The 13,130-nt window shown below is 54.3% G+C and carries 13 protein-coding genes and 1 pseudogene; 8 read left to right on the top strand and 6 right to left on the bottom strand.

Translation table 11 applies throughout. The features are described 5' to 3' along the window. The 5 genes and pseudogenes from DD597_RS20060 to DD597_RS20080 all read left to right on the top strand — a co-directional run. Nucleotides 1–223: pseudogene (locus tag DD597_RS20060) on the top strand (type VI secretion system tip protein VgrG); the annotation flags it as partial. Between the two features lie 14 nt (nucleotides 224–237). After that, the gene (locus DD597_RS20065; RefSeq protein WP_129256536.1) at nucleotides 238–2,232 is read left to right on the top strand and encodes a DUF3289 family protein; all 1,995 of its coding nucleotides are present in this window, start codon (nucleotides 238–240) and stop codon (nucleotides 2,230–2,232) included. 3 nt (nucleotides 2,233–2,235) lie between these two features. Continuing rightward, nucleotides 2,236–2,709, top strand: coding sequence for a hypothetical protein (locus DD597_RS20070; protein ID WP_045895476.1), 474 nt, complete (start codon nucleotides 2,236–2,238; stop codon nucleotides 2,707–2,709). Between the two features lie 23 nt (nucleotides 2,710–2,732). Continuing rightward, nucleotides 2,733–2,978 (top strand): hypothetical protein, encoded by a 246-nt coding sequence (locus DD597_RS20075; RefSeq protein WP_126296865.1) that lies wholly within the window; start codon nucleotides 2,733–2,735, stop codon nucleotides 2,976–2,978. A 169-nt stretch (nucleotides 2,979–3,147) separates the two neighbouring features. Beyond that, nucleotides 3,148–4,152 (top strand): alpha/beta fold hydrolase, encoded by a 1,005-nt coding sequence (locus tag DD597_RS20080; RefSeq protein WP_129256537.1) that lies wholly within the window; start codon nucleotides 3,148–3,150, stop codon nucleotides 4,150–4,152. Here the strand turns inward: DD597_RS20080 and DD597_RS20085 are convergent. Further along, a complete protein-coding gene (locus DD597_RS20085) occupies nucleotides 4,140–5,042 on the bottom strand; it encodes a LysR family transcriptional regulator (RefSeq protein WP_023323928.1) in 903 nt (300 codons plus the stop codon). The genes DD597_RS20080 and DD597_RS20085 overlap by 13 nt on opposite strands. A gap of 99 nt (nucleotides 5,043–5,141) precedes the next feature. Between DD597_RS20085 and DD597_RS20090 the strand changes: the two genes are divergently transcribed. From DD597_RS20090 to nepI, 3 genes are all read left to right on the top strand, one after another. Then, a complete protein-coding gene (locus DD597_RS20090) occupies nucleotides 5,142–5,594 on the top strand; it encodes a DUF1198 domain-containing protein (protein WP_003861042.1) in 453 nt (150 codons plus the stop codon). Nucleotides 5,595–5,691: 97 nt separating this feature from the next. Further along, nucleotides 5,692–6,219 carry an SRPBCC domain-containing protein gene (locus tag DD597_RS20095; RefSeq protein ID WP_003861040.1) on the top strand — a complete coding sequence of 176 codons (528 nt, stop codon included), beginning with the start codon at nucleotides 5,692–5,694 and terminating at the stop codon, nucleotides 6,217–6,219. A 65-nt stretch (nucleotides 6,220–6,284) separates the two neighbouring features. After that, nucleotides 6,285–7,475 (top strand): purine ribonucleoside efflux pump NepI, encoded by a 1,191-nt coding sequence (gene nepI / locus DD597_RS20100; protein WP_023326393.1) that lies wholly within the window; start codon nucleotides 6,285–6,287, stop codon nucleotides 7,473–7,475. Nucleotides 7,476–7,523: 48 nt separating this feature from the next. On the opposite strand, the gene DD597_RS20105 is transcribed toward nepI, so the two are convergent. From DD597_RS20105 to DD597_RS20125, 5 genes are all read right to left on the bottom strand, one after another. Next, on the bottom strand, nucleotides 7,524–8,429 hold the full coding sequence (locus tag DD597_RS20105) for an EamA family transporter (protein ID WP_023315096.1): 906 nt from the start codon (nucleotides 8,427–8,429) through the stop codon (nucleotides 7,524–7,526). Between the two features lie 144 nt (nucleotides 8,430–8,573). After that, on the bottom strand, nucleotides 8,574–9,953 hold the full coding sequence (locus DD597_RS20110) for a carbohydrate porin (protein WP_022650103.1): 1,380 nt from the start codon (nucleotides 9,951–9,953) through the stop codon (nucleotides 8,574–8,576). Nucleotides 9,954–10,091: 138 nt separating this feature from the next. Further along, nucleotides 10,092–10,394 carry a PTS lactose/cellobiose transporter subunit IIA gene (locus tag DD597_RS20115; RefSeq protein ID WP_014168006.1) on the bottom strand — a complete coding sequence of 101 codons (303 nt, stop codon included), beginning with the start codon at nucleotides 10,392–10,394 and terminating at the stop codon, nucleotides 10,092–10,094. Nucleotides 10,395–10,399: 5 nt separating this feature from the next. Then, nucleotides 10,400–11,776: a glycoside hydrolase family 1 protein gene (locus DD597_RS20120; RefSeq protein WP_045346064.1), complete on the bottom strand. Its 1,377-nt coding sequence runs from the start codon at nucleotides 11,774–11,776 to the stop codon at nucleotides 10,400–10,402. A gap of 17 nt (nucleotides 11,777–11,793) precedes the next feature. After that, nucleotides 11,794–13,122 (bottom strand): PTS cellobiose transporter subunit IIC, encoded by a 1,329-nt coding sequence (locus tag DD597_RS20125; protein ID WP_003861036.1) that lies wholly within the window; start codon nucleotides 13,120–13,122, stop codon nucleotides 11,794–11,796. Nucleotides 13,123–13,130: the final 8 nt, after the last annotated feature.

Here is a 13,130-nt window from a genome sequence, read left to right on the forward strand (position 1 = left end):
GAGCGACATCACGTTTGCGGGCAAGAAGCGCATCACGCTCATCGGGGGCGGGAGTTACCAGCGGCTGGAGGCGGGGAAGGTAGAGTATGGTACGACCGCGATGTATATACGGAAGGTTAAACGGACAATGGCAGCGGGGAAAAATACAATTGAAACTGATTTACCTTCTGTTGCTGGCGAAGTCACAGATTTACAGTCCATTAAAAAAATTCTGTTCTCATAATCAAGGATTGAACGATGCATATTTCCCCTCCTATTTTATTACCATATTCCCCGAATGGCATTTTCAGCGACTGGGTTTTTCAGTGCATGCCTGTCGATACTGCACGTAATTATCCCGTAAATCCTGTGGGTGCATGGCACGGGGGCATACATATTCCTCATACAGATATTTCCAGTGCACAGGCCAACCCCATCCGGGCAATTGCTGACGGTACTATTATTTATGCCAGGTCTCCATCCGAAAACAAAGATAAAAAGCCACTGGCTTATAATGGGAAAACGGACGATGGGTGTGTACTGATCCGACATAAGATATTGATTGGCGAAGATCCTGTCGAGTTTGTTTTTTATTCGTTGACCATGCACCTGAAGCAGGTTCGATTTGAAATTTTGTCTAATATTGGACAGCGTATAAAACGTGAGCAAGTCTTAGGTACGTCGGGTGTCGTGGATGGAAAAAATGCATTCCACTTCCAGATTTGTTGCGAGCAAAAAATGCTCGATGTACTGTGTGGTCGAATTGATGGAGGGATAAATATTGCGTTCCCGGGAAGGGTAAAGCCTGTATACGGTAGTGAGTACTATTATTTCCCAGCGGGTACTCCTGTTTATGGGGATATTCCTAAAGGTTTTGTGCACGCTCCAGCGAACCTTACGACGGAAGATTTATATATTATCAACAGTGGGGGAGATACAAAAACGCTGCGAAAAAAAAATGATGGTTTCTATGACCACATCGGCAGTGTTGCTGTGGGCGTCAATTATATCAGCGAAGCATCAGGGGTTGATTCCCTGAAAAATGCCATGGGATACAGTCAGTGGGTTAAGATTGCGATCCCTGGTGGAAGTGGGTGGGTCGATGTCTGTACTAATAATATAATGACTTACAGCGAGGCCGAACTACCTGACTGGGCAGGATGGTCTCTGATTGATGACGACGCATCCAGCGATAGCCAGTGTAATTCAAAAATTATAAAAAAGTTATATGCAGAAAAAAAGAATGATGATGCAAAAGATCTGCTTAAACACTCAATTTGCAAGTTTCCATTCGAGTGGGATTTTTCAACATTCGATGCGCGTTTTTCATGGGTAAAAACAAAAACAGATCATCTACCCGAGCCATTGACCGATGATGATTACAATGAACTCAAGGAACACATAAAGTCGTTATGCTTCTTTGATAAATTGCCTGCTGAGGTACAGAAGGAACTCAGTGGTCAGATTTGGCATTTTGAACCCCGAGTATTTATCACGCAGATACAAAAAGCAGAGCGCCGTTTGATCTTTAAAACCATCAAAAAAATGAATGACTTCACTGCTGATGATATGCGGTACGGTGATATGGCGAAAGAGCAGATACTCGCTCAGGGAAAAATGAACAAAGTTGACATTTGGGGGCAGGAGTTTAAAGTTAACTTTTTCAATTTTGACAAGACTATTGATGAGCATTTTAAGAGCATGGATAGTATGGGGTACTGGACTGCTTGGGGAGAATATTCAAGTCTTATAAATATCATGCTCAAAAAGTTTAAAGCGAACGAAGGTGGGGTTTTAAAGCATAATCTTTTGAATAAGGCATTTTCTAAACATGTAACTACAGTGGAATGTGTTAATAAAATTAAGGGGTTTATTAAATCATTACTTGATGACAATGGTTATATGAGTCTTTCGGTTAATGACTTAAACGTGTTAAATGAAAAAATAAGGAATGGTGTTAAGCTTCCTAAATTCGATAACTATGATTGGTTTAATGGTTTAGGAATAACTATCCATGATACTTATTCCACGCAAATTTATCTTAATTATATAGATGTTAGTGACGGTAAATTTAAAGCCGAAATTTCATTTCAAATACAGGATCACTTTGGTTTAGATGTTGCTGATGTTAATGGGAAATGGTTTGAAGACTTTCCATGGTTTTGTTCATGGTTCATTCTTCAGCGTTATACGGAATTTGGATATATGCCATTCATTAACGAGGCTGAGTTTTCAATGGTTGTTGAAGGGTGATAAATGAAGTTTAAATATATTTTTTTAGTGATAATTATCGGCGTTATAATAAGCGTGATTTATTTGTTTTTAAAACCAGCAAAAGTATCTGGGATATATCAAGATATAACTTATGACAAGCGCTGGGGTAGTGAATGTAAATCAACTATTGTATTGGTAGATAATGCTCCGCTGACGAAATCAAACCTTGCTAAATTATGGAGTCGAGAGAAAACATTCATTTTGGATAAGTGGAAGCCTTTTGTTAATAAATGCGATTATATACTTTTTATAAAAAACAAGACTGAGCCTCCTCATGATAGTGAGGAAGTTAAGTACTGGGTAGGTGATTATCAGTTATGTCTTAAAGGTAAGATAGATAGTTGCATTTCGAAAGATGAAAGGTTGTTTTATATAGGCATTGATAAGCAAATATATGGCGATAGATTGATCGGAGAGTTTGGCAATAAAAAACTTTATCTAAGTTTTGTGGACTGAATATTTTATTCTACCGGTTTGATGTGCGTCTGCCGCACCGCGAGCTATCGGATCTGCTTGACGGGGCGGCAGAATCGGTCTGGGATGTGCGGACACTGGCACAGTGTTGCCACCGTACCGTCGCCACGCGGGATTATAACTACCGGACAGCCACCATGCTGCTGGATGCTACAGTGAGCGTACGCAGTAAGACAAGCACTACAGCTACGCAGCACCGTACCGGAAGACGGATGATGACAACGCCACCAGCAGGCACGGCTGAACGATAGCGCTCGGAAGTTCATGGTATCGTCCCTGGATGGTTTGCGAGCAGTGATAAGAACGATATTTCATACTACCTTTACCCCGCTTTACACACCCGCCCTTCTCCATGCTCTACAGTTTTTTTGCTGCCGCCTTTCGTGCAGCCTTAGCCCTTTTTGCTAACGGAGAGCTTGCATGTTGACCCGACGATTGTCCTGCCTGGCGCTGTTGATGGCGCTGGCCTCCCCCGCAATGGCCGCGGATGCCCCCACCTACGGCGAGAAGCTGGAAGGTTTTGACTACGGCTGGCCGGTAAAACACTTTACCTTTACCTCGCAGAACCAGCCTCTGGATATGGCTTACCTGGACGTGAAGCCGGAAAAACCCAACGGCCGCACCGTGGTGCTGATGCACGGCAAAAACTTCTGCGCCGGTACCTGGGACGGCACGATCCGCGCGCTTTCAGCCAGCGGGTATCGCGTGATCGCACCCGACCAGATCGGCTTCTGCAAATCCACCAAGCCGGAGCATTATCAGTACACCTTCCAGCAGCTGGCGGATAACACCCACGCGCTGCTGAAAACGCTGGGCGTCGATCGCGTCACGGTTATCGGCCATTCGACCGGCGGCATGCTGGCGACCCGCTACGCGCTGATGTGGCCGCAGCAGGTGCAGCAGCTGGTGATGGTGAACCCAATAGGGCTTGAAGACTGGAAAGCGCGCGGCGTGCCGCATATCACGGTTGACCAGTGGTACCAGCGCGAGCTGAAAGTCAGCGCCGACGGCATTCGTCAGTACGAGAAAAACACCTACTACGCCGGGGAGTGGAAGCCGGAGTACGAGCGCTGGGTCACCATGCTTGCCGGGTTAAACAACGGGCCAGGCAAAGCGCGCGTGGCGTGGAACTCGGCGCTGCTCTACGACATGATTTATACCCAGCCGGTCGTCTATGAATTTAACGAGCTGAAAATGCCGGTATTATTGATGATCGGCACGAAGGACAACACCGCCATCGGGAAAGATCTCGCCCCGCCTGAGATCCGCAAAACGCTCGGCAACTATGCGGTGCTGGGAAAGGAGACGGCGAAGCGCATCCCGCACGCTACGCTGGTGGAATTTAACGACATGGGCCACGCGCCGCAGATGCAGGATCCTGAGCGCTTCCACGAGGCGCTGCTTAAGGGGCTTCAGGCCCGCTGACTGGTTTGCAGCAACAGCCCGCGCAGCCACGCCTGCGCGGGATTGCGGTGCGTTCTGCCGTGCCAGGCCATGCTCTTGGTAAAGCCTGGCACGGGAACTGGCGTCTCGCAGATGAACATCCCCGTCTGATTTTCCGCGATGCGTGACGGCACGACGGCAATCATATCGCTGAGGGCCAGCACGTCCGGCAGAACCAAAAAGTGGCTCACCGAGAGCCCCACGTGCCGCGTCCGGCCAATTTTCTCCAGCGCGCTATCGGTTACCCCGCGAAAGCCGTCTCCCTCGTAAGAGACCAGCACATGCTCAAGGGCGCAAAATCGGTCTAACGTCATTGGCTCTCCGGCGTTTGGATGATCGGCGCGCATCATGCATACGTACCGTTCATCATAAAGCGCACGGCTGTGAAGCTCATCGGGCGTGGTGTGGGGGGTGATAAGCGCTACGTCAATAGCGCCCTGCTCAAGCTGGCTGACAAGGCTACCGGGGGTAACGGGCACCACGCGCACGCGTATGCCAGGCGCCTGTGTTTTAAGGGCGGCGATAAACGGCACAACAACCGCCCGAAGTGCATAATCCGTAGCGGCAAGAGTGAAGGTGAGGCGAGCGGTATTTGGGTCAAAGGCAACGGGCTGAAGCAGCACGTCGATATCCGCGAGAATGCGCTTCACCGGAGCGGCCAGCGCTTCCGCGCGCGTGGTTGGCACCATGCCGTGCGGGGCGCGGATAAAGAGCGGATCGTCGAAGTAGTCCCGCAGGCGGTTGAGCATGCCGCTCACGGCGGGCTGGGTCAGAGCAAGACGCGCCGCCGCGCGGGTGACGCTGCGTTCATCCAGCAGAGCGTCAAGCGTTTTCAGCAGGTTTAGATCCAGCGTGCGCAGATCCGCTTTCATGATGTTTTGCTACCTCTTTTCCGTTCACTATTATGGCGCTGCCCGCTGTCGACGCGTTGCGTTTCCCGCTATGATGGGCGGCTAGTCTAAGGAGAACGCATGGTCTGGATAATGCTGGCAACGCTTGCCGTGGTGTTTGTAGTTGGGTTTCGTGTCCTGACCTCGGATTCCCGCCGCGCCATCAAACGCTTGAGCGAACGGCTGGGTATCACCCCGATGCCGGTAGAATCGATGATCGACCAGTTCGGTAAAACGCCGGGCAATGAGTTTATCCGCTACCTTGAGCGCCCAGACGAAGCGCACCTGCAAAACGCCGCCCAGGTCCTGCTTATCTGGCAGGTCTGCATCGTCGACGGGAGCGAAGAGAATCTGCATACCTGGCACCGCATGCTGCGTAAAGCCCGCCTGGCCGCACCGATCACCGATGCGCAAATCCGCCTCGCGCTCGGCTTCATGCGCGAGATAGAGCCCGATCCGCAGGAGCTTGACGCCTTCCAGCTGCGCTATAACCAGCTTTTCCTCCCGGAAGAGGGCGTGTTTTATCTGCACTGATATCACGAAACGTGATGAAGAGTATAAAGCATCGTCATTAGATTTATATCTGCCGCAGGCGCACCATCACTTCATCCACTCGCTGCTGAGGTGAACCATGAAACAATCCGCCATTATCTGGCCAAACGACTACCTGCCAGGCACAACCGATAACTTTGCATCCAACGAAATCATCGTCGCCGGGCTGAGCGCAAAAGAGATTTGGGCGCAGCTTAACGACACTACCCTGTGGCCGAACTACTACAGCAACGCCGAAGATATTCGTTTTCACGACGGCAGCGGTCCGGAACTGAGCGCCAACGCCCGCTTCCGCTTTACGACCTTTGGCTTCCCGGTTGAGGCGCAGGTCACGGAGTATGTTCCGCCCGTTGACGGCGAAGCCGCACGGATCGCCTGGCACGGCTGGGTGGAGGGCGATGCCAGCTCGCGTCTGGATGTGATCCACGCCTGGCTGTTTGAAGACTTGCCGGGAAACCGCGTCCGTATTCTGACTCAGGAGTCGCAGAAAGGCGTTCCTGCACAGGAACTTGCTCGCACCGTGCCGAATCCGATGATCAACGGGCACCAGGAGTGGATCGTTGGGCTGGCGAATGCAGCGATGCAAGAAAAGTTGTCGAAACGTTAAATTCGTCACACTTTTGATGATAAACTGCGCGACTTTTCCGCACGTTTTTATCTTCAGGTGATGCCATGACAGAACATACCCAGCCCACGACCACACCGCAGACCAAAGAGGTGTCGCGCCCCAACTGGTCGGCGGTTTTCTCCGTGGCGTTCTGCGTCGCCTGCCTGATTACCGTTGAGTTTCTACCGGTGAGCCTGCTGACGCCGATGGCGCAGGATCTGGGCATTTCCGAGGGCGTGGCGGGGCAGTCCGTTACCGTCACCGCGTTTGTGGCGATGTTCGCCAGCCTGTTTATCACTCAGGCGATCGGCACCATTGACCGTCGTAAAGTGGTCATTCTGTTCAGCGTGCTGCTGACGCTCTCCTGCCTGCTGGTCTCTTTCGCTGAAAGCTTCACCCTGCTGCTGCTCGGCCGTGCCTGCCTGGGGCTGGGATTAGGCGGCTTCTGGGCGATGTCCGCCTCGCTGACCATGCGCCTGGTGCCCGCGCGTACGGTGCCGAAGGCCCTGTCCGTCATCTTCGGCGCGGTCTCCATCGCGCTGGTGATTGCCGCGCCGCTGGGCAGCTTCCTCGGCGGGATTATCGGCTGGCGTAACGTGTTCAACGCGGCGGCGGTGATGGGCGTGTTGTGCATTATCTGGGTGTGGAAAGCGCTGCCGTCCCTGCCGGGTGAGGCGGCGCACCACAAACAGAACATGTTCGCGCTGCTGAAACGTCCGGGCGTGCTGGCGGGGATGACCGCCATCTTCATGGCCTTTGCCGGGCAGTTTGCTTTCTTCACCTATATCCGCCCGGTGTATATGACCATGGCGGGCTTTGACGTGGACGGCCTGACGCTGGTGCTCCTGAGCTTCGGTATCGCCAGCTTTGTCGGCACCTCACTGTCGTCTCAGTTCCTGAAGCGCTCCCTGAAGGTGGCGCTGGCGGGTGCCCCGCTGGTGCTGGCGATCAGCGCCGCGGTGCTGGTGTTGTGGGGCAGCGATAAGTGGGTGGCGTCTGCCATCGCGATTATCTGGGGCTTTGCCTTTGCGCTGGTGCCGGTGGGCTGGTCGACGTGGATCACCCGCTCGCTTGCCGATCAGGCGGAAAAAGCCGGGTCGATTCAGGTAGCGGTGATCCAGCTGGCGAACACCTGCGGCGCGGCGGTGGGCGGCGTAGCGCTCGACCATCTGGGGCTGACGTCACCGCTGGTGATTTCCGGCACGCTGATGCTGCTGACGGCGCTGCTGGTGGCGGGGAAGGTTAAGGCGAAGTAGTGCTTTTCTCCCTCTCCCGTGGGAGAGGGTTGGGGTGAGGGCATCAGGCTACGCCGATGCCTTAACCCTTCTGCGTGAATCCATCGAAATCAACACCACCGACGACACAATCAACAGCGTCCCCAGCCAGTCCGGCAGGGTGAATGCCACCCCCAGCAACACCACCGACAGCAGCGCGCTGCTCAGCGGTTCGGCGCAGCTCAGAATGCTCGCTTTCGGCCCGCCGATCATCTGTGCGCCTTTCAGATACAGGCTGAACGTCAGCGCGGTGCCAATCACCACCAGGTAGAAAAACGCCAGCAGCAGGCCGCCGTCGATCACGAAGGTGGTGCCGCGTCCGGCGTAGAACGGCGTCAGCATTAATCCCGCAATCAACATACTCCAGCCGACAATCGGCAGCGTGCCGTAGCGGGCAATCAGCGTCGATGGATAGGTGGTGTAAAACGCCGCGGCAAACGCTGAGGCGATACCGAAGAACAGCGCGGCAGGCGAGATGGAGAGCGACGTCGGGTCGCCGTGGGTGACCAGCAGGAAGGTACCCACAAGCGACGTGAAAATCGCGGATAAGACAAATATGCCGGGACGCGTTTTCCGCGCCAGCGCAAACCATGCCACGATAATGGTCGGCGACAGAAACTGGAGCACGGTGGCCGTCGCAGCGTTGGATTTTTCAATCGTCAGCAGGAAGGTGAGCTGCACGGTGAGCGCGCCAACCAGCGAGAAAAACAGCAGGCTGAGGGCGTCTTTGCGGTTTTTGATGACCGAGAAAATCTTGTCGCCGTGAACGAAGGAGAGCGTCAACAGGATCACGCCGGTAAACAGCAGACGAACCATGGTCAGGTAAGGCGAAGAAATGTGGCTTTTCTCCATGATGTACTGCGCGCAAACCCCGGAACTGCCCCATAAAACGGCGGCGATCAGGACATTGAGCATCCCTTTGCGTGTGGAACCCATGTTCTCCCCTGTTATGTTGTCGTTAATTCGGTCAACAGCATAGCATGGTTGTGTGCGGCCTGATGCCCTCACCCCGGCCCTCTCCCACGGGGAGAGGGAGCGAACATTAAAAACGGCAACTTTCGTTGCCGTTTTGCTTTTACTTTAGAACCACGCCTCCCACATCGCGCCGACGTTGAAGTCGTCCAGCGTCTCATCTTTGGTGTTGTTCACGCGCGCGGTGCGTTCGTTATCCACCTTGCCGCCGGTCACGTAGAAGCGCAGCATCGGGCGGAACTCCGGCCCCATGGCGATAGACATGTTCTGCGACAGGGTCAGCTTCCAGCCCTTGTTGTCGCCGCCGTTGTCGTAATCCACGTGCTGCCAGCCCGCTTCCAGCCAGGTGGAGTGAACGTCGTTCCACCAGTGCATCGGGCGCACGATGGCATTGTAGTTCTTGCGGTTGTCGGTCTTATCGCGGCTATTGTCGTAATCGTGGAAGGCGAGGATGTACTCCACCTGCGTCGCCTGGGTGAATTTGTACAGCCCTTCGAAGCTGGCGTAGACCGTGGTCAGGTCTTCGGTTTTATTGAACACGCTGTTGTCAGAATTATCGGAGTAGCGGGCGATCACCTTGTTCACGCCGCTGTCGTTGGTGTGGCTCAGCACCACGCCGCCCTGCCAGGCGTTCAGACGCTCGTCACTCTCTACCGCTTTTGAATCAAAGCCGTAGTTGGCGTACAGCTCCAGATCCAGCGGACCGAGCTTCATGCCGTGGATTTTAGAGGTGGCCGCGTAGTTACCTTTGTCGCCCGTGCCGGACCCGCCGGTACAGGTGATGCGTGACGGGTTCGCTTCGTCTTCCATCACTTCCGGGCTACAGGATTCCACTGCCGCCACGGCAGCGACGTCAAACTGCACGCCGCCGATATCGAAGTTCTTCACCCCGGCGCCCTGACCGTCGTGGTTCATCCAGAAGTAATCGTTGATGCCCTGCTGCGGACGCTGGTGGAAGTCGCGACCCGCCCAGAAGTAGGCGTTCGGGTTGGAGGCCATAATGTTGGTCACGCCGGCGTAGGCTTTCTTGAGGTTAACTTCGTCGCCCCAGTGGTCGATCATCACGTTGATGTCCCAGATGGCGCCGTTTTCGCCCTTGAAAGCTTTGGAGAGCTGGAACTCGCCGCCGTTGCCTTCGTTACCCAGACGACCGATCGCGGACGCGCCGTTGTAGGAGCCATCGACAGCCACGTATTTCTGATCGGCAGCCTGGAAGTGCGCGCCGTAGCGGGCGTAGCCGGTAAATTTAACCCCGAACGGGATCGCCATATCCGGGGATTGCGCCGCGCTCTGCGGCTCGGTCACCACGTCCGCTTTTTTCGCGACCGCCGCATCCATTTTAGCCTGACGCTCGGCCAGGGCTTTATCCACCGCTTTCGCCACAATGGCGTCGATTTGCTCCTGAGTGAATTCCTGAGCGAGGACGGAAATTGGGCAAAGCGCGGCGATAACCGCCATGGTTAATGGAAGTTTTTTAATCGTATTCATGGTTATCTCAATATAGTTTAATTTTATTCAGACAATAACCATCCCGCTCCGATCTGACAGAATATGTCGCTATCATCAGAACAAGTGGATTTCTAGTTTTAGGTACAGAGGTATTACATTAAATTATTTCGCCATAGACTATCTCTGATATAAATGAATAATCTCTTCAGATAATTCACGCGCTAATAGCGAATTCATTAAATGATCCTGCGCGTGCACCATAATTAATGTCATCGGCTGGCGGGCTTCGCCCGCGTCCTGCTCAATCAGTTTGGTCTGCATCTTGTGCGCCTGGCGCGCATAGCCGTCGGCTTCGCGCAGCAGGCTTTTGGCCTCGTCAAGGTTGCCCTGACGCGCCGCGTGCAGGGCTTCAAAGCACAGGCTGCGGGACTGGCCGGCGTTGACGATAATTTCCATTACGGCTTCTTCTAGTGCGATCATCATCATTACTCTTTATCAAAACTATTATTTAAGGCGGTGGCGGCAAACCACTCTCCGCTTTTTTTAATGGTGCGCTGCTGCGTCTCTACATCGAGCTGAATAAAACCGTAGCGGTTTTTATACGCATTACACCACGACCAGTTATCAATAAATGTCCACATATGGTAGCCAAGACAATTGCAGCCTTCGCTAATACCTTTGTGCAGCCACGATAAATGCTCAGAAATAAAATCAATGCGGTATTGATCGTTAATCTGGCCGTTTTCAATAAAGCGCTGCTCATTTTCGACACCCATGCCGTTTTCCGAAATAAAGCAGCGGGGGTTGCCGTAATGGTCGCGCAGGTTAACCAGAATATCGTAAATACCCGGCTCGTAGATTTCCCAGCCGCGGTACGGGTTCATCTTGCGGCCCGGCATCTCGTAATTATCAAAGAACCACTCCGGCATAAACGGCGCCTGCGGGTTCACCGCGCTGTCGCGACACTTCACGCGACGCGGCTGATAGTAGTTAATGCCGAGCAGGTCGATTTTCCCTTCCGCAATCAGGAAACCGTCTTCCGGCTTGCAGGCGGGCAGCTGGTCGTAAGATTTCAGCAGCGCCACCAGATCCGCCGGGTATTCGCCGCGCAGGACCGGGTCGAGGAAGCTGCGGTTAAACATTAGATCCGCAACGTGCGCCGCCTTCACGTCTGCCGGGTTCTGCGAACGCGGATACGACGGCGTCAGGTTCAGCACGATGCCGATCTCCCCCGCGTAGTGCCCGGCGCGGTAGGCCTGAACCGCCTTCGCATGGGCCAGCACCGTGTGATACGCCACGGTGGCCGCCCGGCGGAAATCCACTACGTTGGGGTAGTGGAAGTCATACAGATAACCGCCTTCCACCGGAACAATCGGCTCGTTGAAGGTAAACCAGTGCAGCACGCGGTCCCCGAACAGCTCGAAGCATATCTGCGCATAGCGGGCGTAAGCGTCCACTACGTCACGGTTTTCCCAGCCGCCAATTTCCTGCATCGCCATCGGCATGTCGAAATGGAACAGGGTGATAAACGGCGTGATGCCCTGTTCATTCAGCTCATCAATAACCTGATTGTAAAAATCGACCGCGTCCGGGTTCACTTCACCGATGCCGTCGGGGATCAGGCGCGCCCAGCTAATCGAGGTACGAAAGCTGTTGTGGTTCAGCTGTTTTAACAGCTGAATGTCCGTTTTCCAGTGCTGATAAAACGTGGAGGTGTGCTGCGGCCCCACGCCGTTGTGAAAACGGTTCGGCTCGCGGGCAAACCAGTAGTCCCACGTGGTTTCACCCTCTCGTGTCCCTTCCGTCTGGAGAGCGGAGCTTGCGCTGCCCCACCAGAAGTTATCGGGAAATGCGTATTTCATGACCCTTCCTCTTTGACTTAATTGCTTGTGGCTTCAGCGGCACCCACGGTTGCAGCCTGGGCTTTCTGCTCTTCGTTTTTAATCAGCGTACGCTCATAGGCGCGCAGGAACGGCAGGTACATCAGCGCCGACATCACCATGCAGACGAGGCACATCACCACCGGGCTCAGCGCCCAGTTCGCCGCCCACGAGGCGCCAATCGGCGCGGGCGTGGTCCACGGGGTTAACGAAACCACCTGAGCCAGCCAGCCGAGTTTAGTTGCGCCGTACGCCAGGCAGGCGTTGACCAGCGGAACGAACACGAACGGGATAAACAGCATCGGGTTCATGATGATCGGCGCGCCGAACAGAATCGGTTCGTTGATGTTAAAGAAGCTTGGCACAACGCCCATTTTGCCGATGGTGCGCAGATGGGTAACGCGGCTACGCAGCAGGAGGAACGCCAGCGGCAGGGTCGAGCCTACGCCGCCAATCAGCAGGTAGTGATCCCAGAAACCTTGCAGATAAACGTGCGGCAGCGCCGCGCCCGCCGCCAGTGCCGCCTGGTTTGCAGAGAGGTTCGCCATCCAGAACGGGTTCATGATGCCGGTGACAATCAGCGACCCGTGGATACCCGCGAACCAGAAGATCTGGCACAGCAGCACGGAGAGCAGAATCGCGGGCAGGGAGTCAGACGCCGAGACCAGCGGCTCCAGCAGGTGCATGATCGCCTGCGGGATAATCATGCCGGTCTGCGCTTCAATGAACAGGTTCAGCGGGTGCAGCGTCCCGATCACCACCATCACCGGGATCAGGATCTCAAACGAACGCGCCACGCCGGTCGGCACCTCTTTCGGCAGGCGGATGGTGACGTTGTTCTGCTTCAGCCACGCGTACACGCGGGTGGAGTAGATCGCGGTGATAAGCGCAGTGAAGATCCCCTGGCCGGAGAGATACTGGGTCGAAATTTTGCCATCGGCATAGGGTGCTGCGACCAGCAGGAAGGCCATAAAGGCCAGCAGGCCGGACATCACCGGATCGAGGTTAAACTGACGCCCCAGGCTCGCCCCAATCCCCACCGAGATGAAGAAGGTCATCACGCCCATGCTGAGGTTAAAGGGCAGCATCAGCTGTTCGCGGTAGGTCTCGGAGAAATCCAGCCAGCCGCGGGCGAAGCTGTTGGTGGTATCCGCCGAAAACGGCGGGAAGATAAACACCAGCATAAACGAGCCGATGATCATAAACGGCAGCGCGGCGGTAAAGCCGTCGCGGATGGCAATCACATACTTTTGCTGACCCAGCTTCGCGGCCAGCGGGGTAATTGATTGCTCAATGACCGCGACCATAGATTGATATAACGAACTCATGTGAACAC

The organism is Enterobacter cloacae complex sp. 677-3DZ2D5B, from assembly GCF_004136695.1.
Classification (GTDB): domain Bacteria; phylum Pseudomonadota; class Gammaproteobacteria; order Enterobacterales; family Enterobacteriaceae; genus Enterobacter; species Enterobacter hormaechei_C.